Raw genomic sequence first — 24,146 nt, forward strand, 5'->3', positions numbered from 1 at the left:
CCTCTTATTTGATGAAAAGTTGCAGGTGTTCGACGATCGGGCCCAGGGCCAGCGCGGGAACGTAATTCAATACACCAACCAGCACGACGACGCCGATCAGCAGGCCGATGAACATGGGGCCGTGCGTGGGCATGGTGCCGGCGTTGGCCGACAGGCGCTGCTTGGCCGCCAGCGAACCGGCCACCGCCAGCACGGGCACGATCACGCCGAAGCGGCCGAACCACATGGCGATCGCCAGCATCACGTTGTAGAACGGCGTGTTGGCGGACAGGCCGGCAAACGCGCTGCCGTTGTTGTTGGCCGCCGACGTGAAGGCGTACAGAATCTCGGAGAAACCGTGCGCGCCCGGATTGGCCACGCCGATCTTGCCCGGTTCGACCATCACGGCGATCGCCGTGCCCGTCAATACGAGGGCTGGCGTAATCAGGATGGCCAGCGACACCATCTTCATTTCATACGCCTGGATTTTCTTGCCCAGGTATTCAGGCGTGCGGCCTATCATCAGGCCGGCGATGAAGACGGCCAGGATGGCGAACATCAGCATGCCGTACAGGCCCGTGCCCACGCCGCCGAAAATCACTTCGCCGAACTGCATCAGCAGCAGCGGCACCATGCCGCCCAGGGGCATGTAGGAATCGTGCATGGAATTGACGGCACCGCACGATGCGGCCGTCGTCACCGCCGCGAACAGGGTCGAGGAGCTGATGCCGAAGCGCGTTTCCTTGCCTTCCATATTGCCGCCCGATTGCAGGCTGCTGGCCTGCTGGTCCACGCCCAGTGCCTGCAACGCCGGATTGGCTTGCTGCTCGGCGCTCATCACGCCGGCCGTCATGACGACAAAGATCAGGGTCATTGCGGCCAGCACGGCCCAACCCTGGCGCATGTCGCCCACCATGCGGCCGAACGTGAAGCACAGGCCGGCGGGAATGATGAAGATGGCCAGCATCTGCAGGAAGTTCGACAGCACGGTCGGGTTTTCGTACGGATGCGAGGAATTGGCATTGAAGAAGCCGCCGCCATTCGTGCCCAGCAGCTTGATCGACTCCTGCGACGCGACGGGGCCCATGGCGATCGTCTGCGTCGTCGCCACTTGCGCTTCCATCACGGGTTTGCCGGCGGCGTCCAGCACGGGCTGGCCGTCGGCCGTCACCTTCGGCGTTTCATACGCCACGTGATCGAGCAGGGTCACTTCCTTATAGGCGGAAAAATTCTGGATCATGCCTTCGCCCATGAAAACGACGGACAGGGCCAGGGACAGCGGCAGCAGGATGTACAGGGTCGAGCGCACCAGGTCGACCCAGAAATTGCCGATCGATTTTCCCGAGCGCGAGGCGAAGCCGCGCACCAGCGCGAAGATCACGGCAATGCCGGTGGCCGCCGAAAAGAAATTCTGGCACGCCATGCCCAGCATCTGCGTCAGATAGCTCATGGTCTGTTCGCCGCCGTAGCCCTGCCAGTTGGTATTGGCGACGAAGCTGACGGTGGTATTGAACGAGGAATCGGGGCTGACGGCGCCCAGACCCTGGGGATTCAGGGGCAGGAAACCCTGCAGGCGCTGCAGGCCGTAGACGAAGACGGCGCCCACGGTATTGAAGACGATCAGGGCGATGGCATAGCTTTTCCAGCCCATGGCCTTGTCGGCGGGAAGGCCGGACCAGCGGTACAGCAGGTTTTCCAGCTTTTGCAGCCAGCCCAGGCCGCGCACGGGGCCATCGCCGGCCACCTTGGCCATGTACAGGCCCAGCGGATAGCCGGCGGCCAGCAGCACGGCCAGGAAGGCCACCAACAACAGTATCGATTGCGTCGTCATCACAGTTCCTCCGCCTTCAGCAGCGCCACCAGCAAATACACGAGCAGGCCGGCCGAGACGACGGCGCCCAGCACATAAAACGCGTTCATTTGACGCTCCCTAATTTGTCGCAGGCGACGGCAAAGCCGGCCGCCACGACGAAAAACACGGCAATCAAGCCGAGATATACGAGATCCATTCCCACCCTCATTCAGGTTTGTTTTGATAGTGAGCAGATTAGCCAAAAGGGTCTAAAAAATTCGTAAAGACTGGGAAGGCAGCTGTAAACAAGATGTAAAAAAGGCCGCTTTACCGCATAAAATCCATCACAATTGGCGCAAAACCCCGCGCGCGGCGCACTGTTGTTGCCTTGGAGTAGCGCTATTGCTCGCCGGACAAGATAGAATGCGCGAGCGTCCGCACAAGGACGCCAAGCCTGCCGCACTGCCCTCCCCCAGTGACGCTGGACGGGATATACTGTATATTCATACAGTTATCGCCGCCGCTGTCATTGCGCCCGCAGTGCCCTGGCCTGGCGTTCCAACCACTGTCTTTACTTAGCTTGAACACGTATGGCCACTAAAAAACCAGCATCCGACTACAGCGAATCATCCATCCGTGTCCTGAAAGGACTGGAACCCGTCAAGCAGCGCCCGGGGATGTACACCCGCACTGAAAATCCGCTGCACATCATTCAGGAAGTGATCGACAATGCCTCCGACGAGGCGCTGGGCGGTCATTGCACGCATATCGCCGTCACGCAGAACACGGATGGCAGCATCACCGTCGAAGACAATGGCCGCGGCATTCCCGTCGGCCTGCACCCGGAAGAAGGCGTGCCGACGGTGGAAATCGTGTTTACACGGCTGCACGCGGGCGGCAAGTTCGACAAGGGTTCGGGCGGCGCCTACGCGTTCTCGGGCGGCTTGCACGGCGTCGGCGTGTCCGTCACCAATGCGCTGTCGACGCGCCTGGAAATCACCGTCTGGCGCAAGGAAAGCGACGGCAACGGCTTGCACCACATGGTGTTTGCCAACGGCGACGTGATCGAGCCCCTGAGTTCCCGCCCCGCCCCGCGCGACGGCAAAAAATCCGGCACGCGCGTCACCGCCTGGCCCGATGCGAAATACTTTGATTCGCCGAACATCTCGCAAACGGAACTGCAACGCCTGCTGCGCTCGAAAGCCGTGCTGCTGCCGGGCGTGACCGTCACGCTGACCAACGCGAAGACGGGCGATACGCAGACCTGGCAGTACGCGGAAGGCTTGCGCGGCTACCTGACCGAAACGCTGGCGCAGGTATCGAACGGCGAAACCCTGATTCCCCTGTTCGAAGGCGCGCAATACGCTGGCCCGGACTCGGAAGGCTTTGCCGAAGGCGAAGGCGCGGCCTGGGTCGTGGCGTGGACGGAAGAAGGCGCCATCGTGCGCGAATCGTACGTCAACCTGATTCCCACCTCGAATGGCGGCACGCACGAATCGGGCTTGCGCGACGGCCTGTTCGGCGCCGTGAAAAACTTCGTCGAGATGCACTCGCTGCTGCCTAAAGGCGTGAAACTGCTGCCGGAAGACGTGTTTGCGCGCGCATCGTTCGTGCTGTCGGCCAAGGTGCTGGACCCGCAATTCCAGGGCCAGATCAAGGAACGCCTCAATTCGCGCGACGCCGTGCGCCTCGTCTCGACCTTCACCAAGCCGCCGCTGGAACTGTGGCTGAACCAGCACGTCGACTACGGCAAGAAGCTGGCCGAGCTCGTGATCAAGCAGGCGCAGTCGCGCCAGCGTTCGCTGCAAAAAGTGGAAAAGAAAAAATCCTCGGGCGTGGCCGTCCTTCCCGGCAAGCTGACCGACTGCGAATCGTCGGACATCGCGCGCAATGAACTGTTCCTCGTCGAGGGCGACTCGGCGGGCGGTTCGGCCAAGATGGGCCGCGACAAGGAATTCCAGGCGATCCTGCCCCTGCGCGGCAAGGTGCTCAATTCGTGGGAAACGGACCGCGACCGCCTGTTCGCCAATAACGAGATCCATGACATTGCGGTGGCCATCGGCGTCGATCCGCACAGCGTGGGCGACTCGCCCGACCTGTCGGGCCTGCGCTACGGCAAGATCTGCATCCTGTCGGATGCGGACGTGGACGGCTCGCACATCCAGGTACTGCTGCTGACCCTGTTCTTCAAGCACTTCCCCGTCCTGATCAACAAGGGCCACATCTGCATCGCCCGTCCGCCGTTGTACCGCGTGGACGCGCCGGCGCGCGGCAAGAAGCCGATGCAGAAAATCTATGCGCTCGACGACGGCGAGCTGGTCGCCATCGAGGACAAGCTGCGCAAGGAAGGCGTGAAACAGGGCGCCTGGTCGATCTCGCGCTTCAAGGGCCTGGGCGAGATGAACGCCGAGCAGCTGTGGGAAACGACGATGAATCCGGACACGCGCCGTTTGCTGCCCGTCACGCTCGGTGAAATCGACCACATGGCCTCGGCGTCCCGCTTCAATATGTTGATGGGCAAGGGCGAGGCGGCAGGACGCCGCGCCTGGATCGAGGAACACGGCAATGAGGCGGAGGCGGATATCTGATGATCATCGGCATCGACCTGGGCACCACCAACAGCCTGGTCGCCATCTGGCGCGACGGCAAGGCTTCCATCATCCCGAATGCGCTCGGTGAACACCTGACGCCGTCGTGCGTGAGCATCGACGACGACGGCACCGTGCTGGTGGGCCGCGCCGCGCGCGAACGGCTGCAGACGCACCCGCAGCTGACGGCGGCCGTCTTCAAGCGCTACATGGGCAGCGAAAAGAAGATCACCCTCGGCACGCAGCAATTCCGCCCGGAAGAACTGTCGTCGATGGTGCTGCGCGCGCTGAAGGAAGATGCCGAAGCCTTCCTGGGCCACAAGGTCGAGGAAGCCATCATCACCGTACCCGCGTATTTCAGCGATGCGCAGCGCAAGGCCACGCGCATCGCCGGCCAGCTGGCGGGCCTGCGCGTGGAGCGCCTGCTCAACGAGCCGACGGCAGCCGCGCTGGCCTACGGCATCCGCGACAAGGAACAGGAAAGCAAATTCCTCGTCTTCGACCTGGGCGGCGGCACGTTCGACGTGTCGATCCTGGAACTGTTCGAAGGCGTGATGGAAGTGCGCGCCTCGGCCGGCGACAATTTTTTGGGCGGCGAAGACTTCGTCACCGTGCTGGTCGACGCTTTCATGGAAGGCAGCGGCCTGCGCGACGCCGTCGGCAGCCGCCTGCTCGACCCGCGCCAGCAGCAGCTGCTGCGCGACGAAGCCGAGCGCGTCAAGCGATTGCTGTCGGACCAGCCGTCCGTGCGCATGGCCACGCGCTACCAGGACAAGGAATACAGCTGGGAGATCGGCGAAGACAAGCTGGCGCAGTTGTGCGAACCGCTGCTGGCCCGTTTGCGCCTGCCCGTGGAACGGGCGCTGCGCGACGCCACCATCCGCGCGGCGGAATTGAATGAAGTGGTGCTGGCCGGCGGCGCCACGCGCATGCCGCTGGTGCGTAAACTGGTCTCGCGCATGTTCGGCCGCTTCCCCGCCATCCACCTGGACCCGGACGAAGCCGTGGCGCTGGGCGCCGCCGTGCAGGCGGGCCTGAAGATGCGCGACGCGGCCCTCGACGAAGTGGTCATGACGGACGTGGCGCCGTATTCGCTGGGCATTTCGATTTCGCGCCAGGTCGGCGCGAACCAGTATGAGGGCGGGCATTACCTGCCCATCATCGAGCGCAACTCCGTGGTACCCGTCTCGCGCACGGAAAACATCACCACCATCCACGACAACCAGAAGGAAATCAACGTGGCGATCTTCCAGGGCGAGTCGCGCCTGGTGGCCGACAACGTCTTCCTCGGCAAGATCAGCTTCCCGATCCCCGCGAAAAAGGCGGGCGAGATCGGCATCGACGTGCGCTTCACCTACGACGTCAGCGGCGTGCTGGAAGCGGAAGTGACGGTGCTGGCCACGCAGGAACGCCACAAGATGATCATCAGCGACAACGCGGGCGTGATGACGCCGGAACAGATCGAGCAGCGCTTTGCGGAACTGGCCGACCTGAAGATCCACCCGCGCGAGCAGATGGAAAACCGCACCCTCGTCACGCGCGCCGACCGGCTGTATGAACAGTCGCTGGGCGACGTGCGCCAGTACCTGGCGGCGCACACGGCCAACTTCCAGGCCGCGCTGGAAACGCAGGACCCGGCCACCATCCGCAAGGCGCGCCAGGCGCTCGACGAGGTGCTGCGCCAGGTCGAGAGCGAGAGCTTCCTGTAAATGGACGGCGGCATGCACAACGGCCAGCGCGGCCTTTGGGATATCCTGGGCACGGAGCCGACCGGCGACGAGCGCGCCCTCAAGCGCGCGTACGCGAAGCGCCTGAAGGTGACGCGGCCCGAGGACGATCCTGCCGCCTTCCAGGAGCTGCGCGAAGCGTATGAATACGCGCTGCGCCATGCGCACCTGTTTGCTGATGAACTGCCGGAAGCGCAAGCGGCCGAAGCCGAAACGGCAGCGGCGCAAGCGCCAGAAGCGCCGCCCATGGAACCGGCCGACCTGTGGGGCGTCATCGACGAGCCCGCACAAGAAGCACCTGCGGAACTGTGGGGCGTCATCGCCCAGGACCAGGCACCGCCGCCGGAACTATGGGGCGTGGTCGCCATCGATCCGGTGCAGGAAGCCATCAGCCTGTGGCATGCATTCCTGGAGCAGTCGCGGCGCCGCAACGCGGCCGCCCTGCTGCCCGGTTTCCTCGAGCGCGAAGAATTGCTCAACCTCGACGTGCGCGAGGAATTCGAGCTGTGCGCGCTGCGCTATTGCGCCAGCGCCGGCTATGACCCGGCGCTGCGCCAGGCCCTGTTCGAGCAGCTGGGCTGGGACCACGACTTTTCCTATCTGGCGCGCAGCCATGCGGACCTGGTGCGCAGTGCCGTGCAGCGCTACCGGGCCGACCGCTCGTTCGCCCATTTCAGCGACAACCGCGACAGCTACCCGGGCCTGGACTGCATCATGTCGCAGCAGGCACCAAGCGCCTATGCGCGCCAGCTGTTCGACCGAAAATTCACGCTGCAGCTGCGCGAACTGCTGCACGCGATACGCTGGCAGCATGGCGAGATGCTGGCCTACAAGCTCGATACGGACCTGTTCGAGCAGTGGGAACACGCCGTGCATGGCAAACGCTACTTCAAGCAGACGGCGCTCGCGTCGGGCGGCCTGGGCTTCGTGCTGCACTTCATGCTTGCGGGCGTGCTCGATGCGGCCGGCTTCAAGCTCGGCGACGCGGCCGCCTATGCCAGCCTGCTCGGTTTCCAGGCGCTGGCCTTTGCTCTGCTGGCCATGCATGCCTTGCGCTGGCCGGCGCCCCTGTTCGCGCGCCTGGATTCGCTGCAGGAAGCGCTGCAGGACCGCCTGCCCGTGCTGTGGCAGCGGCCCGGCTTGCGGCAACTGGGCTGGATCGCGCCCTATCTGCTGCTGACGCTGATGCTGTTCCTGCCCGAACGCAGCGACACCGTGCGCCTCGTCACTGCGGCCGGCTTGTGCGCGTCGGCCCTGCTCGCGTATGCGATGAACCGCCAGCTGCTGCATGGCATGCTGCTGCTCCTGGTTCTGGGCATGTCGCTGTTCGCCGCCATGTTCATGAGCGGCAAGGGCCAGTCGGCGCTGGCCATCGGCGACGCCATGCCGATGATGTTTTGCCTGGCTGCGCTGGCCCTGCGCAGCGCCACCGGCCTGTATGGCGATTGCGGCTGGCCGGAGGCGCTTTTGCCCCGCCTGCGCGCGGCATGGCTGATCGGCTGTGCGGGCTTGCTGTTGCAACTGTATTTGCAATTGCTGCCGGCCGCCCTCGTGGGCGCCGCGCTGTATGCCTGGTCGTGCGCCGGCCTGCTGTTTTCCCCCACCGATTTCAAATGGAAGACGATCTGGCCGGTGGTGCTGGTGCCGTCCCTCGCCAGCGTCGTGCTGGCCGGCCAGGCCCCGGCCATCCGCGCCATGCAGATGATGCACAACAGCGTGGAGCTGGCCCTGGCCGTGCTGTATTTCACCATGTGCTACATCTACAAGACCTACGGCAAATCCTTTTCCAAATCCGGGCTGTCATAATCGCCCCCATGAATTCAACCGCAACCACTTAACACCGAAACAAGCGCCATGTCCACACAAACCAATTTATTTGACGATGCCCAGCCTGAGCCGATCGAGCCGGATGAACCGGTATTCGACGGCGAAGCGCTGACCCTGTCCACCTTTGCCGAGCGCGCCTATCTCGATTACGCCATCTCCGTCGTCAAGGGCCGCGCCCTGCCCGACGTGTGCGACGGCCAGAAGCCCGTGCAGCGCCGCATCCTGTATGCGATGAATGAGCTGGGCTTGAATTCCACGGCGAAGCCGCGCAAATCGGCGGCCGTGGTCGGCGACGTGCTGGGTAAATTGCATCCGCACGGCGACCAGTCCGTGTACGACGCGCTGGTGCGCATGGCGCAGGATTTTTCCTTGCGCTACCCGCTGATCGACGGCCAGGGCAACTTCGGCTCGCGCGACGGCGACGGCGCCGCGGCCATGCGTTACACGGAAGCGCGTCTGACGCCGATCGCCAAGCTGCTGATGGATGAAATCGGCATGGGCACGGTGGACTTCCAGCCCAACTACGACGGTTCGACGGAAGAACCGAAGCTGCTGCCGGCGCGCCTGCCGATGGTGCTGCTCAATGGCGCCTCCGGCATCGCCGTGGGCCTGGCGACGGAAATCCCGTCGCACAACCTGGCCGAAGTGGCGAAAGCGGCCGTCGCCATGATCCGCGATCCGAAGATGACGCACGCCGAGCTGATGGCCATCATGCCCGGCCCCGACTTCCCCGGCGGCGGCCAGATCATCACGCCGCCCTCGCAGATCGCCGACATGTACGCGAGCGGCCGTGGCAGCATGAAAGTGCGCGCGCGCTGGAAGATCGAGGAACTGGCGCGCGGCCAGTGGCAAGCAGTCGTGACGGAACTGCCGCCGGGCACCTCCTCGCAAAAGGTGCTGGAAGAAATCGAGGAACTGACCAATCCGAAGATCAAGCTGGGCAAGAAGGCGCTGTCGCCGGACCAAGTGGCCCTGAAGGCGCTGATCCTCAATTCGCTCGACACCATCCGCGACGAATCGGGCCGCGCCGCGCCCGTGCGCCTCGTGTTCGAGCCGAAGTCGAAAAACCAGGACCAGACGGAATTCATGCTGATGCTGCTGGCGCATACGTCGCTGGAATCGTCGACCTCAATCAACCTGGTGATGATAGGCGGCGACGGCCGTCCGCGCCAGAAAGGCCTGGGCGACATCCTGCGCGAGTGGATCGATTTCCGCTTCGAAACCGTCACGCGCCGCACCGGCTACAAACTGGGCAAGATCAAGGACCGCATCCATATCCTGGAAGGACGCGAAGCGATCCTGCTCAATATCGACAAGGTGATCCAGATCATCCGCAATTCGGATGAGCCGAAAGCGGCCCTGATCGAGGCGTTCAAGCTGTCCGAGCGCCAGGCCGACGATATCCTGGAAATCCGTTTGCGCCAGCTGGCGCGCCTGGAAACGATCAAGATCCAGCAGGAACTGGCCGAGCTGCGCAAGGAAGAAAAGTCGCTGCAAGACCTGCTCGACAACCCGGGCTCGATGAAGCGCGCCATCATCCGCGAGATCGAAGCGGACGCCAAGCAGTTCGGCGACGCGCGCCGCACCCTGATCGAGGAAGCGCAGAAAGCCGTGGCCGAACAGAAGGTGGTCGATGAGCCGGTCACCGTCATCATCTCGGAAAAAGGCTGGGTGCGCGCGCGTACCGGCATCGGCCACGATGCGGCGCAGTTCACCTTCAAGGCGGGCGACAGCCTGCATGGCGCCTTCGAGTGCCGCACGGTCGACACCCTGCTGGGATTTGGCAACAACGGCAAGATCTACTCGGTGCCCGTCTCGGCGCTGCCCAACGCGCGCGGCGACGGCGTGCCGATCACGACCTTGTGCGACCTGAGCGGCGGCACGCCGGGCAACGCCGTGCGCATCCTCCATTACTTTGCGGGCAATGGCGCCACCAATTTGCTGCTGGCGTCGAGCGCCGGCTACGGCTTCATCGCCAAGGCGGGCGACATGACGAGCCGCCTGAAAGGCGGCAAGGCCTTCATCACCCTGGACGATGGCGACGTGCCTTTGGTGCCGAAAGTCATCCCCGAGGCGGCCAGCGCCCTGGCCTGTTTGACGGAAGGCGGGCGCCTGCTGGTGTTCGGCCTCGATGAAATGAAAACCCTGTCCAAGGGCGGCACCGGCGTCAAGCTGATCGACCTCGATGCCAAGGACAAGCTGCTGGCCGTGCAGCCGATCACGCAGCGTGGCGTGGTGGTCTCGGGCATCGGCCGGGCCTCGAAACCGCAGGATGCGTCGCTGGGCGCCACGGCCCTGGCCGAGCACTTCGGCAAGCGCGCCAAGAAGGGCAAGGCGCTGGCGGCCAAGCTGAAGCCTGTCTCCATGGCAGCCATCGGCTGAGCGCCACCCAGCCACACGAAAAGACAGGTACGCCTGTCTTTTTTTTCGTTCATCGCATCTGGCAGCAGAGAAAATAATTTTACAGATAGGCGCCGTGCTCCCGTTATCCCTGCAGGCATGCCACCGGCATGCTGTTACGGACAGGAGAGCAAGGATGACACACAACGTTTCAGGCAGGCTGCCATGCAGCGCCTGACGCCGGCAGAACGGCTGGTGGCGGCCAAGGCGGCCGAAGGCTTGCCGTATAAAAGCATCGCCAGGGAACTGGGCAAGTCGCCGGCCACCGTGCGCAACCAGCTGCATGCGATTTACCAGAAACTGGGCGTGGGCAACCGCACGGCGCTCGCGCACAAGTTGCGCGGCCAGCCTTAACGCCGCGCCAGGCGCAGCACGTCGGGCGTCGCTTCGACGATATCGATCACGTCCTGCGCCCCGCCAGCATCACTCAGGGCATAGCGGCCCATGCCCAAGGGCACCAGCTTGGCAACGGGGCCGGCGCGGGGACGGTCGTCGGGGCCGGGCGCCATCGACGTCAATGTCGCCGCCCCTTGCGCCATGGCGCCGGCGGACGGGCCAAACTCCAGCACCTTGCGCCCCTTGCGGCTGGGAGGAAAGACGAAGGTGGCCGTGGGCCGGTACACCTCGATACCATCGGCATCCTCCTCGAAGGAATGCGTCCAGCTGCCGCTGGGCAAAGCCGTTGTCATGCCGTGCATGCCGCCTCCCGTTTCACGCATTGACGCATTGACGTCAGAAACACGATACCACGCCGCCCAGGCTTTCATAGCCACTCACGGAAGGCGACCAGGCCGTGCCGTTCCAGGCCTTGTGGAACAGGGCGCCATTCGTGCCCGTGACAAACACGTCGAGGCGGTTCGCCGCCCAGGCCGTGGCGCGCGGGCGCGAGGTGCACACGCCGCCCAGGCTTTCAAAGCCCGTCAGCGACGGCGTCCAGGCGCTGCCGTTCCACGCCTTGTGGTACAGGGCGCTATCGGTGCCGATGACGAACAGGTCGAGCCGGTTGGGCGCCCACGACACGGCTTCCACCTCGCCCACGCAAATGCCGCCCAGCCGTTCGAAGCCGTCGTTGGAAGGCCCCCATTTCGCGCCGTCCCACCACTTGTGGTACAGCGCGCCATCGGTGCCCGTAACAAAGACGTCGAGCCGGTTCGGTCCCCACGCCACCGCCTTCGGCGACGAGGTGCAAATGCCGCCCAGGCGCTCGTAGCCCGTCAGCGACGGTCCCCAGGCCGTGCCGTCCCACCACTTGTGGTACAGGGCCCGGTCCGTGCCGATGACGAAGACGTCGAGGCGGTTCGGCCCCCACGCCACGGCTTCCGGCTGACCCAGGCAGATGCCGCCCATGGCTTCGTAGCCCGTCAGCGACGGCCCCCAGGCGGCCCCGTTCCACCACTTGTGATACAGGCCGCGGTCCGTGCCGACGACAAACACGTCGAGGCGGTTCGGCCCCCAGGCCACGGCGCGCGGGTCGCCCACGCACAGCCCGCCCATCGCTTCGTAACCGGTCAGGGACGGACCCCAGGCCGTGCCGTTCCACCACTTGTGGAACAAGCCGCTGTCGGTGCCCGTGACGAACACGTCGAGCCGGTTCGGCCCCCACGACACCACCTGCGGCGCACTGGTGCAAATGCCGCCCTGCCCTTCATAGCCGGTGACGGACGGCGCCCAGGCCGTGCCGTTCCAGGCCTTGTGGTACAGCGCGCGGTCGGTGCCCAGCACGAAGACGTCGAGGCGGTTCGCGCCCCAGGCCACGACGGGTGAGGAACTCTGGCGCGGCGTGGCGCCCGTGCCGCCCGTCCCCGTGCCGATGCTGGCGCGCGGACCGTCGAGACAGGCCTGCATGCGCGCCACCTGGCCCGCCGTGAACATGAACATGGCGGGATCGTCGACGTAATCCATGTAGTTCATGAACATGTCGCCATTCGGCCCGTTGCTGCAGGAAATGTGGGGGAACGAAGGCTGGCCCGTGTTCGGTCCGCCCTGGTTCGGCGTGTCGGCCACGTTGTCCGTGCCCGAGCAGCCGGTGCCGTCGTCGCCCCAGATATGGTTCAGGTTAAGCCAGTGGCCGATTTCATGCGTGGCCGTGCGCCCCAGGTGGAACGGCGGCGCCGCCGTTCCCGTCGTGCCGAAGGCCGATTGCAGGATCACCACGCCGTCGGTGGCGGCCGGGCCGCCGGGAAACTGCGCGTAGCCGAGCAAGCCGCCGCCCAGCTGGCACACCCAGATATTCAGGTAGCTGTCGGCCGGCCAGGCATCCATGCCGCCCGTCGCCTGCGATTTGACGGCATCGTCGGCGCCAAACGAGGCCACGGTCGTCTGGCGCCGCTCGATGCCGCTGGTGGCCGCGCCATGCGGATCGATGGTGGCCAGCGCGAACTCCACGCGCGCATCGGCCGTCAGCGGCAGGAACGGCGCCGGCGTGCTGTTCACATCGGGATTGACGCGCCGGAAATCACGGTTCAGTACATCGATCTGGCTGGCGATCTGCGCATCCGAAATATTCTGCGCGGCCGTATTCCACACCACGTGCACGACCACCGGTATCTGCGTCACGCCGGAACGCCCGGCGCTGCCGCCGGCGCCCTCGTACATGCCAGCCTGGTTTTCAATATCGGCGCGGATGCTCGCATACGATGGATCTTCCGTCAGCAGGCGGCGATGCACGTCCATCGTGGCGCAGGTGCGCACCTGCGGCGTGCCGCCGCCCTGGCCGCCGCCGTCGCCGCCCATGCCGCCTCCACCGCCCCCGCCATCGCGGTCGCCCCCCATGCCGCCGCCATCGCCCACGTGCATGCAACTGGCGCCGGCCATGCCCTGCGATGCCTGCTGCATGCCGCCGCCCGGCATGTCGCCGCCGTTCGCCGCGGCCGCGCCCTGCGCGAGCGCCGCCTGATCCGCGTACGACATGCCCAGGCGCGGCCCCGGCATGGCGTCGGCGCCCGCCGCATCAGTACCGGCATGCACGTCGCCCTCGACCGGCATGGACTGCATGGACTGCATGGCCGGCGCGCCTTCGGCCGAACCGGTGGCCGGTAATTTTTTCGTTTTAGCGGTGCTCATGGTGCCTCCTTCGTCTGTTTGCCAATTCACTATGGCACGGCGAAAAGAGGAGCATTTGTGCCAGATCAAGACTGGCAAGCGGTGCCCGAAAAAAGTGGCAGACGAAAAAAAGACAGCCGAAGCTGTCTTTTTGGCTTGCGGGCCGTGGCCCGCAAACGGGGAATTACTTGGCGGCGGCGGCCTTGACTTCAGCGTCGGCTTTGGCCTTGGCTTCTTCCGTCTTGGTGGCGGCGAGGGCTTTGTCGGCATTCGCTTCCACTTTTTCCTTGGCGACCTTGGCGTTCGCTTTTACGGCAGCCTTGGTGGCTTTCGCATCGGCCTTGGCATCGGTTTTGTCTGCCTTGGCTTCCGCTTTCAGCTTGTCTTCCGCATCGGCGTTGACGACTTTGTCATGGGCCTTGGCTTTGGTTTTGTTCGCCTTGTGATGGGCGTCAGCTTTCTTTTCGTCAGCCTTCATCTCGGCCTTGGCGACATTGGCGTCAGCCTTGGCATCGACTTTGGCTTCCGAAGCGGCAGCCTTGTTGACGTCTTTTTGCGCGGAAGCCTGGGCTTTCACGACAGCTTCCGTGGCCGGCGCGGTTTGAGCGAAGGCGGCGGTAGCAAACAGGGTAGCGATCAGTGCGGCGAGTAATTTGTTCATGATGAGACCTTTCAATATGGTTTAATTTTATTCTTACTAAAGGCGGGCAAAATGTTCAAAATTTGCCAGGCATCGCGCTGTTTCTTGATGTAGCGCAATGGCATGACTTCATAGTAAAGATAACTGGCAAACCACACAGTGCGGTAGCGCACTCAACGAGAAATATATGCAAATCGGCAAATTTCCCATCGAGCGCGGCCTGACGCTTCAGATCCTCATGCGCCCACGGCCAGCGCTGCATGGCGCGCCGCCACCCACTCCTCGTTGGCCGGCTCCACGCCCACCACGATGCGGCTGGCATCGGTGGAAATACGGCTGGCGTTGCGCGCATTGGCCTGCGCATCGAGCACGGGGCCGATAAAACCGAGCTCGGCGCAGATGCGCTGGCGCAATTCGGCGCTGTGCTCGCCGATACCGGCCGTAAACACCAGCATGTCCAGTCCCCCCAGCACGGCCGTCAGGGCGCCGATCTCGCGCACGATGCGGCGGATATATAAAGCCAGCGCGGCGCGGATGCGTTCGCCCGTCGCATCCTGCCGGTCCTGCTGCGCCAGCAAGACCGGCGGGTCGGCCGACACGCCGGACACGCCCAGCAAGCCCGACTCGTGGTACAGCACATGCGCCACTTTTTCCAGCGACAGCTTTTCGATTTCCATCAGGTAGATCACGGCGCCAGGATCGAGCGAACCGCAGCGCGTGCCCATCATCAGGCCGTCGAGCGCGGAAAATCCCATGGTGGTGGCCACGCTGTGCAAATTGTCCATGGCGCACAGGCTGGCGCCGCTGCCCAGGTGGGCCACGATGACCTTGCCGCGCGCGACAGGGCCAAAACGCTGTTCCAGCACCAGCGACTGGTATTCGTACGACAGGCCGTGGAAACCATAGCGGCGCAAGCCCCGCTCCCACGCATCGTAAGGCAGGGCCAGCATCTGCTCGACCTGCGGCACCGTGTGGTGGAAGGCCGTGTCGAAGCACGCCACCTGGGCGATGTCGGGCCGCGATGTGAGCAGCACCTCGATCGCCTCGAGCGCGAACGGCTGGTGCAGGGGCGCCAGGGGCACATAGCTTTTCAGGTCGGCCAGCACGGTGAAATCGATGCGCACGGGAGCGAAGTACTTGCTGCCGCCATGCACCACGCGGTGCGCCACGGCGCGCAGCGCACGCCCGTCCAGCTGCGCCACCACTTGCGCGCGGATGTATTCGAGCGCCGCGTGATGCGGCTGCTCCGCATCGAGCTGCAAGGCCACCGCCGGCAGGCCGCCGGCGCGGTAGGTGGCGTTTTCGCGGCCGATGCCTTCGACCTTGCCGCTCCATTGCGCCTGCTGCGGCAGCACGCCGCCCGCCTGCTCGAACAGGGCGAACTTGATGCTCGACGAGCCGCAATTGAGCACCAGGATCAAGGCACCGTCGGCGTGGGTGGTTGGCGCGTTCATGGCGGCGTGCTCCGGTAATGGTTAGCCAGCATCACGGCGATGGCGCACGAGGCGATGCGGCTGGCGCGCGAATCGGCGCGGCTGGTGAGGATGACAGGGATCTTCGCGCCCAGCACGATGCCGGCACTGTCCGCGTCGCCCATGTACTCGAGCTGCTTGGCCAGCATGTTGCCGCTTTCCAGGTCGGGCACCAGCAAGATGTCGGCGCGGCCCGCCACTTCCGAGACGATGCCCTTGACGGTGGCGGCGGCGATCGACACGGCGTTATCAAAAGCCAGCGGGCCGTCGAGGATGGCCCCCGTGATCTGTCCGCGGTCGGCCATCTTGCACAGGGCGGCCGCGTCCAAAGTCGCCGGCATGTCCGCGTTCACCGTTTCCACGGCGGCCAGGATGGCCACGCGCGGGCAGGCCACGCCGATCACGTGCGCCAGGTCGATGGCGTTGCGCACGATGTCGGCCTTCATGGCCAGGTTGGGCGCGATATTGATGGCGGCATCCGTGATGATGAAAGGGCGCGGATAGGCGGGCGTCTGCATCAGGAAGCAGTGGCTGATGCGGCGCTTGGTGCGCAGGCCGGCGCTGGCCGACAGCACGGCCGACATCAGTTCGTCCGTATGCAGGCTGCCCTTCATCAGCGCCTCCACTTCGCCCTTGCCCGCCAGTTCGGCGCCGCGCGCGGCGGCAGCATGGCTATGCTCGACGTCCTCGATGGCGATGCCGGCCAGGCTCAGGCCCGCTTCGGCCGCCACCGCTTCCAGGCGCGCGCGCGGCGCCACCAGCACGGGCGTGATCAGGCCGGCCGCATGCGCGTCCAGCGCGCCCGACAGGCTCAGTTCATCGCAGGGGTGGATCACGGCGACCCGGATCGGCCCCAGCGTACGTGCGTGCTCGAGCAGGCGCCGCGTGCCGTCGCCGTTATGCAGGCGCACTTCGGGCAAGGTGGCGCGCGCCCGCTCGATCTGCTCGGCCGGCGCGATCACCTGCGCCTCGCCGTCGAGCACCACGGCGCCATGCTGGTTGACGCAGCGGCAAGCCAGGGTCACGTGGCGGCTGCGCGGCTCGCGCGCCGTGACGGTGACGCTGATGGCCAAGGTATCGCCCACGCGCACGGGTTGCAAAAAACGCAGGGTCTGGCCCGTGTAGACGGTGCCGGCGCCGGGCAGGCGCGTGCCCAGCACGGCGGATATGAGGGAAGCGCCCCACATGCCGTGCGCGATCACGCCCTGGTAGCGGGTGGCGGCGGCAAATTCCGTATCGAGGTGCTGCGGGTTGTCATCGCCCGACATCACCGCGAACAGGGCGATATCGTCCATGCTCAGGGTGCGCGTGATGCTGGCGGTATCGCCGATGGCGATCTGGTCGAAGGTGCGGTTACGCACGATATGCAGATCATCGTCTTGGGTAGTAGTCATCGTGGTCTTCTAGGCAGAGGTAATATGTTTGGCCGGTTTGGCTTTGGGTCCGGCATGGGATGCGCGCGCGTCCGGCGGCAGCGCCTGCGCCTGCGCCTGCTGCTTGACTGCGCGGTCGAAGACGTCCAGCATCTGCTGCAGGCTCGCTTCCTCGTCCGGCGTCGGCGCCTCGGGCACCTGCAGCACTTGCTGCAGCCATTCGGCCAGCGCGCCGATGTCGTCCGGATCGGCGCGCGACAGCAAGGCCGGCAAGGCGGCGATGGCGGCATCGAAATCATGCAGCATCAGGCGCGCCTGCTGGCGCACGATGCCGCGGAATTCCTCCATGCTGACCTCCTGCCGGTATTGCGGCTTGATCAATTTGAGGGCCAGGTTGACCCTGCGCTCGTCGGCGATCATGCGGAAGCGGTAGATGTAGAACAGCGCGCGCACGGCCGCTTCCACCAGGCCGCCCCGCTGCATGTCCTCGTCCATCTTGCGCGTTTCGCAGCGCACGTATTCGCAATGCTCGGGCGAGATGCCGGGATGGGGGCGCGGCGGCGTGGCATCGCCGATGGTCTGTCCCGTCAGCGCCTGCACCAGGGGCGAGCCGTACACCAGGTCGAAGGTGGTTTCCTGCACAGTATCGCGCCAGTCGCGCCAGCCGTTCAAACCGGCCGTGATGGCGCCGGAGACGGCTTCCTGCATGGCCAGCAGCGGGTTGTCGGGCGATACCGGCTGGCGGTGGGCGCGCACTTTTTCCGCCTCCTTGGCCACCAGCCTGGCCAGCGGATTGTGGTCGGTCCAGCGCTCGTACGACACGCGCAGCGGATGCGCAAGCTGCAGGAAGCGCGCGGTCTGCGGCGTGACCATGGCGCGCACCCACGGCTGCGCGAACGTGCGGTACAGGGCCAGGTTCACCTCGGACACGCGCGCGGCGGCGGCGAACTTGCGGTCGTTTTCCACGCTAGGCTGCACGATGGCGCGCACGTCCTCGATGCCGCGGTGCTCGACCTGCAGCACATAATCGCCGCTGGCCAGGTCGGCATTCGGCGTGTCGGGCGTCTTGTCGACGATCCGTGCTTCGTAGATACCGGCCGGCAGGAGGTTGATCAGGTCGATATTGCTGGCGAATTTCTGGTGTTCCTTGTGCCCCACCTTGGCCGAGACGAAGATGCCCAGGTGGCCGATGCTGTCATGCACGGCGTAGACGATGGTCTGATCGTGCATCAGCACGTCCTTGTCGTCGCGGTAAAGGTCCGTGATCCAGCCCAGCGCCTGCGGCGGCGGCGTGATGTTGTCGCCATTCGAGCAGAACACGACGATGGGCGAACGGATATTGCGCAAGTCCAGGCGCACGCCGTCGGAGGTGATCAATTCGGCCGTGGCCAGGCGGTTGCCGATGAACAGATTGTCGACGATGTACTGCATCTCGACGTCGTTGAGGAAGACGTGGCCGCCCCAGTATTTTTCAAATTCCAGGTAACGGGGCGCTTCCGTGTCGATGTTCGCGTACAGGTTGTACTGCTTGCTCCACAGGGTATTGGCCGGGTTCAGCTTCTCGAAATTTTGCACCAGGCTGGCGCCGTCGAAACGGCCGTTGCCCAGGTCGCCCGCCAGCGCCGTGGCCCAGCTGCCGCCCATCAGGCCGCCCGCGTAGCGCATCGGGTTGCGGCCATGCCAGCCGGCCCAGTAGGACACGGGCGCGCCGGCCACGATGATGGGACCGAACAATTCCGGCCGCATGGCCGCCGTCATGAGGATTTGCCAGCCCGCCTGGCAATTGCCGATGACGACGGGCTTGCCTTCGCTGAGCGGATGCAGGGCGATGACTTTTTCCAGGAAGGCCGCCTCCGCGTGCATCACGTCTTCCACCGTCTGTCCCGGCACGGGATCGGGCAGGAAGCCGATGAAGTAGCACGGGTGGCCGGCGCGCAGGGCCACGCCGATCTCGCTCTCGGCCTTGAAGCCGCCGATGCCGGGACCGTGGCCGGCGCGCGGGTCGACGACGACAAACGGCCGTTTCGATGGCTCAGGTTCGGGCGCATCGGGCGTCAAAATGCGCGCCAGGCCGTAGTTGACGGGGCGCGCCAGCTCCAGGCCCGACATCACCAGTTCGGCGGGGAAGTCGAGCACGTTCGGCACTTCCTCGGCCAGGTGCTCCTGGTACTGGTTGCCGCGCCGGCGCATCACGTCCGCGTACAGCACGATGCGCTGCCACGAGTCGCGCGCATAATCGCCCAGCATGCCCAGCGACGGCAAGCCGCCGGTGGAGAAAAATGGTGCAGCTTCGGTTGTCATGGCTATCCTTTTCATGCAAAAAACGCCGGACCATTCCGGCGTGGGGGCTACGCCATCTGGCTGATGGTCTTGCGAAAACGCGCCAGCGCGAAGGTAAACAGGGCCGTGCCGATGGCCAGCAGGGCCAGGAACGGTTTCCACACCACGTCGATGCCGGCGCCCCGGTACAGGATCGCCTGGCTCAATTCGACGAAATGCGTGGTCGGGGCGATCAGCATGATGTTCTGCACCAGCTCGGGCATGCTTTCGCGCGGCGTGCTGCCGCCCGACAGCATCTGCAGCGGCAGCAGCACGAGGATCAGGAGCATGCCGAACTGCGGCATGCTGCGCGCCACAGTGGCCAGAAAAATCCCCATCGAGGTGGTGGCAAACAGGTGCAGGGCCGCGCCGCACAGGAACAGCGCGATCGAGCCTTCGATCGGCACGTGCAGCATGCCGCGCACCACCAGGTTCAGCGACAGGGCGGCGGCCAGCAGCACCACCAGGCCCATCGACCAGACCTTGCCCAGCATGATCTCGGCCGGCGTCACGGGCATCACCAGCAAATGCTCGATGGTGCCATGTTCGCGCTCGCGTATCAGGGCCGCGCCCGTGAGGATGATCGACAGCATCGTCACCTGGTTGATCAGCTCCATCAGCGAGCCGAACCACGCCTGGCTCAGCGAGGGATTGAAGCGCGCGCGCATCACCAGCTCCACGGGCGAGACCGTCGCGCCCCGGTAGCGCTTGGCGAATTCCGATATCTCGCCAGCGACAATCTGCTGGATGTAGCCGCTGCCGCTGAAGGCCTGGCTCATGCGCGTGGCGTCGACGTTCAGCTGCAATTCCGCCTGGCGCCCGCCCAGCACGTCGGCCTGCAGCTTGGGCGGGATCGTCAGCACGAAGGTGTACCGGCCCGCATCGAGGCCCGCATCGACCTGGCTCTGGTTGATCATGGCCGGCGGCGTGAACTGGGGCGGGAAGAAGGCCGAGGCGATGCGCGCGGACAGCGGCGAGCCATCCTCGTCGACGATGGCGATCGAGGCCATGTGCAGGGTTTCCGGCTTGGCCGTGGCGGCCACGTAGATGGCCAGGGTGAACGTGTAGAGGATCAGGATCAGCATCATCGGGTCGCGGATCAGGCTCCAGATTTCCTTCACGCCCAGGCGGTAGATGTTTTCAAGGTGGCGCATGTCAGCTCTCCTGTTTCTTCAGCAGCGCCACCGTCACGCCGAGGATCACGGGAATGGCGACGAGCAGGGGCCAGAACGAGGCGTGCAGGTCGCCGAAGCCCAGCGCCTTGTTGAATACGCCGCGGCTGATATTGAGCATGTGCGTGGCCGGGTACATCAGGCCGATGGCCTTGCCCACGCCTTCCATCGACGAGACGGGATTGAGCAGGCCGGAAAACTGGATGGCCGGGATCATGGTACCGATCATGGTCACGAACAGGGCCGCGATCTGGCTGCGCGTAAAGGTCGAGGCGAACAGGCCGATGCCCGTGGCGCAGATATTGAAGATGAAGGTGGCGCCGATCAGGGTCGGCAGGCTGCCCTTGATCGGCACGCCGAAGGCGGTGACCGCCAGCAGGGCCATGAGGACGAAGTTGAACATGGCCAGCACGACGTAGGGCACCTGCTTGCCGAGCAAGAATTCCAGGCGCGTGACGGGCGTCACGTACAGGTTGATGATGGAGCCGAGTTCCTTTTCGCGCACCACGGACAGCGCCGCCAGCATGGCCGGCAGCATCAGCAGCAGCAGGGGAATCACGGCCGGCACCATGGCGGGCAGGCTTTTCACGTCCGGGTTGTAGCGGTAGCGCGTCTGGATGGCGACGGGATTGCTCATCGTGATGCCGTAGCGGTGCAAGGCCTGGTCGGCCAGCCACAGCTGATGCATGCCCTGCACGTAGCCCTGCACGGTTTCGGCGCGCATCGGCATGGCGCCGTCGATCCACGCGCCCACCTGCGCCGGCGCGCCGCGCTGCACGTCGCGCGCGAAGCCGGGCGGGATCTCGATGGCCAGCGACAGTTCGCCGCTGCGCATGCGCTTGTCGATATCGGCATAGTCGCGCAACGGCGGGCGCTCGACGAAGTAGCGCGAGCCGGCCAGGTTGTTCGTGTAATTCTGGCTCAGGGTCGTCTGGTCGTGGTCGAGCACCGCATAGCTCAAGTCTTCGACGTCCAGACTGATGCCGAAGCCGATGACGAACAGCAGCAGCACGGAGCCGCCCAGCGCCAGGGTCAGGCGCACGGGGTCGCGGCGCAATTCCAGCGCCTCGCGCCACATGTAGCTGAGCATGCGGCTCACGCTGAAACGGCTGCGGCGGTGCTGCGGTGCGGCCGCTTCAGCCTTCTGCACGGGCGCTTCGGCTTCGCTTTCCTGCGCCGCCGCTGCCGTACCGCCGCCCGCCTCTTCCAGGTAGGCGATGAAGGCCGCCTCCAGCGACGGCGCGCCCTTCTTGCGCACCAGTTCGGCCGGCGCATCGCTGACCAGCACTTTACCCGCGTGCATCAGCGAGATGCGGTCGCAGCGCTCGGCCTCGTTCATGAAGTGGGTGGAAATGAAGATGGTGACGCGGTCGCGCCGCGCCAGCTCGATCATCAGGCGCCAGAAATTGTCGCGTGCGATGGGGTCGACGCCGGACGTCGGTTCGTCGAGGATCAGCATTTCCGGCTTGTGCACCATGGCTACGGCCAGCGACAGCCGCTGGCGTATGCCCAGCGGCAGGCTGTCGGGCAAGTCGTCCATCACGGCGCGCAAGTCGAAGCGCTGCGCCATTTCGTCGATCCTCGCCGGGATCTCGCCCTCCGGCACGTGGAACAGGCGCGCGTGCAGCACCAGGTTCTGGCGCACCGTCAGTTCGCTGTACAGGGAAAACGCCTGCGACATGTAGCCGACCCTGCGGCGCGTGTCGATGTCGTTGGAATCGACTTCCTTGCCGAACAGCCAGGCCTTGCCTTCCGTGGCCGGCAGCAGACCCGTGAGCATCTTCATGGTGGTCGATTTGCCGCAGCCGTTCGAACCGAGAAAACCGAAGATCTCGCCGCGGCCGATGCGGAAATTCACATGGTCGACGGCGGTAAAATCGCCGAAGCGCATGGTCAGGTCTTTGGCCTCGATGGCGACGTCCTGCGCGCTGGCGGCGTCCAGCGGCGTGATCACGACGGGCTGGTGGCCGGCGCGCTTGGCCTCGGGCAGCAGCTTGATAAAGGCCGCTTCCAGATTGCCGCTTTCTGTGCGCGCCAGCAGTTCGGCCGGCGTGCCCGTATCGAGCACCTTGCCGTCATCCATGGCGACTAACCAGTCGAAACGCTGCGCCTCGTCCATGTAGGCGGTGGCCACCATCACGCTCATTTGCGGGCGCTGCACGCGGATGCCGGCGATCAGGTCCCAGAACTGGGCGCGCGCCAGCGGATCGACGCCGGTGGTCGGCTCATCGAGAATGAGCAGGTCGGGATCGTGGATCAGGGCGCAGCACAGGCCCAGCTTCTGCTTCATGCCGCCCGACAGCTTGCCCGCCGGGCGCGCGAGGAAGGGTTGCAAGCCCGTGCTGCGGGTCAGCTGGTCGATGCGGCGGCGGCGCTCGGCCGCGTCATGGCCGAACAGGCGCGCGAAAAACTGCAGGTTTTCCTCGACCGACAGGGTCGGATACAGATTCTTGCCCAGGCCTTGCGGCATGTAGGCGATGCGCGGGCAGACATCGTCGCGGTGGCGCGCATCGCGCATGTCGCCGCCCAGCGCCATCACGCTGCCCTGCTGCACGGCGCGCGCGCCGGCCACCAGCGACAGCAGGCTCGATTTGCCCACGCCATCGGGGCCGATCAGTCCCACCATGCGGCCGGCCGGCACGTCGAGGTCGATGCCGTCGAGCGCCACCGTCTTGCCGTAATGCTGGCTGACGCCCTGGATGCTGACGACAAAGGAAGTCACGTCCATGCTCACTGCGGAACCTTCGCCGTCAGTTCAGCGGGCCATGGCTGCTTCGCATTGAGGCGCACCCAGGCCACGCCCGGCAAACCCACTTTGACCAGGGCCAGGTGCTTTTGCAGCAGCTCGCGGCTGATCTGCGCCTTCACGCGGAACATCAGTTTTTGGCGCTCGCTGGCCGTTTCCACCGTCTTCGGCGTGAACTGCGCGCTGGCGGCGACAAACGAAATCGTCGCGGGAATCACGTAATTGGGCGCCGCGTCGAGGATGAGGCGCACCTCGCCGCCCATCGCCACCTTGCCGGCCGCCGTCTCGGGCAGGAAGAAGGTCATGTAGACGTCCGACAGGTCGACCAAGTTGAGCACCTTGCCGCCACCGGCCAATACTTCGCCCTGCTGCGCCACCAGGTATTGCACGCGGCCGTCGCGCGGCGCCGTCAGCTGGCCATCGGCCAGGTCGGAATCGATGCGCGCCGTGGTCGCCTCGGCGGCTACGACGGCGGAACGCGAACCGACCACCTGCGCTTTTGCCGCATCGATGGCCGCCTGCGCCGCCGTCACCTGCGCCTTGGCCGCATTCAGGGCGGCGGCCACGCTGCGCACGCGGGCGCGGTCGTCGTCGAGTTCCTGCACCGAGGAAGCGCCTTCCTTCGACAGGGTTTCGGAACGGGCCAGGCGGCGCCTGGCCGCATCGAGTTCGCTTTCGCGCTGCGCCACCATGGCCAGCGCGGCCGCCTTGTCGCTTTCGCGCACGGCCACCTGCGCCTGCGCGCCGACCACGGCATCGGACGCCTGCTGCTGGCGCGCGCGCGCCTCGTCGCGCTGGGCCGTCAGCGAGTCGACCTGCATGGTGGCCAGCGGCTGGCCCGCCTTGACGAAGTCGCCCTCGCGCACGAGGATCTCCTTGACCCGGCCGGCCAGCTTGGTGGCGACGTCGACTTCCGTCGCTTCGATGCGGCCATTGCCGCTGACAAAACCTTCGCCAGGGCCCGTGGGGCGCATTTTTTGCCAGGCCACGTAGCCCAGCACGAGCACGGCCACGACGAGCGCCGCGGGGATGAGTTTTTTCTTCAGTTGAGCATTCATGGTATCGGGGC

Annotated in this window: 16 protein-coding genes; 5 read left to right on the top strand and 11 right to left on the bottom strand. The window is 65.3% G+C overall.

All coding sequences use genetic code 11. The features are described from left to right. Positions 1–4 precede the first annotated feature (4 nt). Together kdpA and kdpF are read right to left on the bottom strand one after the other, a co-directional pair. Positions 5–1,810, bottom strand: coding sequence for a potassium-transporting ATPase subunit KdpA (gene kdpA / locus AC1Q6X_RS21080; protein ID WP_492498306.1), 1,806 nt, complete (start codon positions 1,808–1,810; stop codon positions 5–7). Next, positions 1,810–1,899 (bottom strand): K(+)-transporting ATPase subunit F, encoded by a 90-nt coding sequence (gene kdpF / locus AC1Q6X_RS21085; RefSeq protein ID WP_034746483.1) that lies wholly within the window; start codon positions 1,897–1,899, stop codon positions 1,810–1,812. Before kdpF ends, kdpA begins: the two co-directional genes overlap by 1 nt. Positions 1,900–2,361: 462 nt before the next feature. Between kdpF and AC1Q6X_RS21090 the strand changes: the two genes are divergently transcribed. The 5 genes from AC1Q6X_RS21090 (at position 2,362) to AC1Q6X_RS21110 (ending at position 10,667) form a co-directional block, all read left to right on the top strand. After that, positions 2,362–4,359 carry a DNA topoisomerase IV subunit B gene (locus AC1Q6X_RS21090; protein ID WP_070224293.1) on the top strand — a complete coding sequence of 666 codons (1,998 nt, stop codon included), beginning with the start codon at positions 2,362–2,364 and terminating at the stop codon, positions 4,357–4,359. After that, a complete protein-coding gene (locus tag AC1Q6X_RS21095) occupies positions 4,359–6,068 on the top strand; it encodes a molecular chaperone HscC (RefSeq protein ID WP_070288625.1) in 1,710 nt (569 codons plus the stop codon). Before AC1Q6X_RS21090 ends, AC1Q6X_RS21095 begins: the two co-directional genes overlap by 1 nt. 12 nt (positions 6,069–6,080) lie before the next feature. After that, entirely contained in the window at positions 6,081–7,892 is a 1,812-nt protein-coding gene (locus tag AC1Q6X_RS21100) for a hypothetical protein (RefSeq protein WP_492498307.1), read from the top strand. A gap of 48 nt (positions 7,893–7,940) precedes the next feature. Continuing rightward, on the top strand, positions 7,941–10,295 hold the full coding sequence (parC, locus tag AC1Q6X_RS21105; RefSeq protein ID WP_492498308.1) for a DNA topoisomerase IV subunit A: 2,355 nt from the start codon (positions 7,941–7,943) through the stop codon (positions 10,293–10,295). A gap of 183 nt (positions 10,296–10,478) precedes the next feature. After that, complete coding sequence (locus AC1Q6X_RS21110; protein WP_121670477.1) at positions 10,479–10,667, top strand: helix-turn-helix domain-containing protein; 189 nt, start codon at positions 10,479–10,481, stop codon at positions 10,665–10,667. On the opposite strand, the gene AC1Q6X_RS21115 is transcribed toward AC1Q6X_RS21110, so the two are convergent. From AC1Q6X_RS21115 to AC1Q6X_RS21155, 9 genes are all read right to left on the bottom strand, one after another. After that, positions 10,664–11,011: a hypothetical protein gene (locus AC1Q6X_RS21115; protein WP_070224289.1), complete on the bottom strand. Its 348-nt coding sequence runs from the start codon at positions 11,009–11,011 to the stop codon at positions 10,664–10,666. The genes AC1Q6X_RS21110 and AC1Q6X_RS21115 overlap by 4 nt on opposite strands. Positions 11,012–11,045: 34 nt before the next feature. Continuing rightward, positions 11,046–13,376: a DUF8189 domain-containing protein gene (locus AC1Q6X_RS21120; protein WP_492498309.1), complete on the bottom strand. Its 2,331-nt coding sequence runs from the start codon at positions 13,374–13,376 to the stop codon at positions 11,046–11,048. A 163-nt stretch (positions 13,377–13,539) separates the two neighbouring features. Next, on the bottom strand, positions 13,540–14,016 hold the full coding sequence (locus tag AC1Q6X_RS21125) for a hypothetical protein (RefSeq protein WP_070224288.1): 477 nt from the start codon (positions 14,014–14,016) through the stop codon (positions 13,540–13,542). A gap of 215 nt (positions 14,017–14,231) precedes the next feature. After that, positions 14,232–15,449: an acetate/propionate family kinase gene (locus AC1Q6X_RS21130; RefSeq protein WP_492498310.1), complete on the bottom strand. Its 1,218-nt coding sequence runs from the start codon at positions 15,447–15,449 to the stop codon at positions 14,232–14,234. Further along, positions 15,446–16,861, bottom strand: coding sequence for a bifunctional enoyl-CoA hydratase/phosphate acetyltransferase (locus tag AC1Q6X_RS21135; RefSeq protein WP_070224286.1), 1,416 nt, complete (start codon positions 16,859–16,861; stop codon positions 15,446–15,448). Before AC1Q6X_RS21135 ends, AC1Q6X_RS21130 begins: the two co-directional genes overlap by 4 nt. Positions 16,862–16,870: 9 nt before the next feature. After that, a complete protein-coding gene (locus tag AC1Q6X_RS21140) occupies positions 16,871–19,141 on the bottom strand; it encodes a DUF3141 domain-containing protein (RefSeq protein WP_492498311.1) in 2,271 nt (756 codons plus the stop codon). A 47-nt stretch (positions 19,142–19,188) separates the two neighbouring features. Next, positions 19,189–20,313: an ABC transporter permease gene (locus AC1Q6X_RS21145; RefSeq protein WP_070224284.1), complete on the bottom strand. Its 1,125-nt coding sequence runs from the start codon at positions 20,311–20,313 to the stop codon at positions 19,189–19,191. A gap of 1 nt (position 20,314) precedes the next feature. Continuing rightward, complete coding sequence (gene rbbA, locus AC1Q6X_RS21150; RefSeq protein ID WP_070224283.1) at positions 20,315–23,059, bottom strand: ribosome-associated ATPase/putative transporter RbbA; 2,745 nt, start codon at positions 23,057–23,059, stop codon at positions 20,315–20,317. Between the two features lie 2 nt (positions 23,060–23,061). Continuing rightward, positions 23,062–24,135, bottom strand: coding sequence for an HlyD family secretion protein (locus tag AC1Q6X_RS21155; RefSeq protein ID WP_492498312.1), 1,074 nt, complete (start codon positions 24,133–24,135; stop codon positions 23,062–23,064). Positions 24,136–24,146: the final 11 nt, after the last annotated feature.

It is taken from the genome of Janthinobacterium sp. GW823-FHT06H09, from assembly GCF_058794735.1.

Excerpts from the sequence above, each read along its gene's own strand:
- kdpA (WP_492498306.1), bottom strand. The coding sequence starts at position 1,810 with ATGACGACGCAATCGATACTGTTGTTGGTGGCCTTCCTGGCCGTGCTG.
- kdpF (WP_034746483.1), bottom strand. The coding sequence starts at position 1,899 with ATGAACGCGTTTTATGTGCTGGGCGCCGTCGTCTCGGCCGGCCTGCTC.
- AC1Q6X_RS21090 (WP_070224293.1), top strand. The coding sequence starts at position 2,362 with ATGGCCACTAAAAAACCAGCATCCGACTACAGCGAATCATCCATCCGT.
- AC1Q6X_RS21095 (WP_070288625.1), top strand. The coding sequence starts at position 4,359 with ATGATCATCGGCATCGACCTGGGCACCACCAACAGCCTGGTCGCCATC.
- AC1Q6X_RS21100 (WP_492498307.1), top strand. The coding sequence starts at position 6,081 with ATGCACAACGGCCAGCGCGGCCTTTGGGATATCCTGGGCACGGAGCCG.
- parC (WP_492498308.1), top strand. The coding sequence starts at position 7,941 with ATGTCCACACAAACCAATTTATTTGACGATGCCCAGCCTGAGCCGATC.
- AC1Q6X_RS21110 (WP_121670477.1), top strand. The coding sequence starts at position 10,479 with ATGCAGCGCCTGACGCCGGCAGAACGGCTGGTGGCGGCCAAGGCGGCC.
- AC1Q6X_RS21115 (WP_070224289.1), bottom strand. The coding sequence starts at position 11,011 with ATGCACGGCATGACAACGGCTTTGCCCAGCGGCAGCTGGACGCATTCC.
- AC1Q6X_RS21120 (WP_492498309.1), bottom strand. The coding sequence starts at position 13,376 with ATGAGCACCGCTAAAACGAAAAAATTACCGGCCACCGGTTCGGCCGAA.
- AC1Q6X_RS21125 (WP_070224288.1), bottom strand. The coding sequence starts at position 14,016 with ATGAACAAATTACTCGCCGCACTGATCGCTACCCTGTTTGCTACCGCC.
- AC1Q6X_RS21130 (WP_492498310.1), bottom strand. The coding sequence starts at position 15,449 with ATGAACGCGCCAACCACCCACGCCGACGGTGCCTTGATCCTGGTGCTC.
- AC1Q6X_RS21135 (WP_070224286.1), bottom strand. The coding sequence starts at position 16,861 with ATGACTACTACCCAAGACGATGATCTGCATATCGTGCGTAACCGCACC.
- AC1Q6X_RS21140 (WP_492498311.1), bottom strand. The coding sequence starts at position 19,141 with ATGACAACCGAAGCTGCACCATTTTTCTCCACCGGCGGCTTGCCGTCG.
- AC1Q6X_RS21145 (WP_070224284.1), bottom strand. The coding sequence starts at position 20,313 with ATGCGCCACCTTGAAAACATCTACCGCCTGGGCGTGAAGGAAATCTGG.
- rbbA (WP_070224283.1), bottom strand. The coding sequence starts at position 23,059 with ATGGACGTGACTTCCTTTGTCGTCAGCATCCAGGGCGTCAGCCAGCAT.
- AC1Q6X_RS21155 (WP_492498312.1), bottom strand. The coding sequence starts at position 24,135 with ATGAATGCTCAACTGAAGAAAAAACTCATCCCCGCGGCGCTCGTCGTG.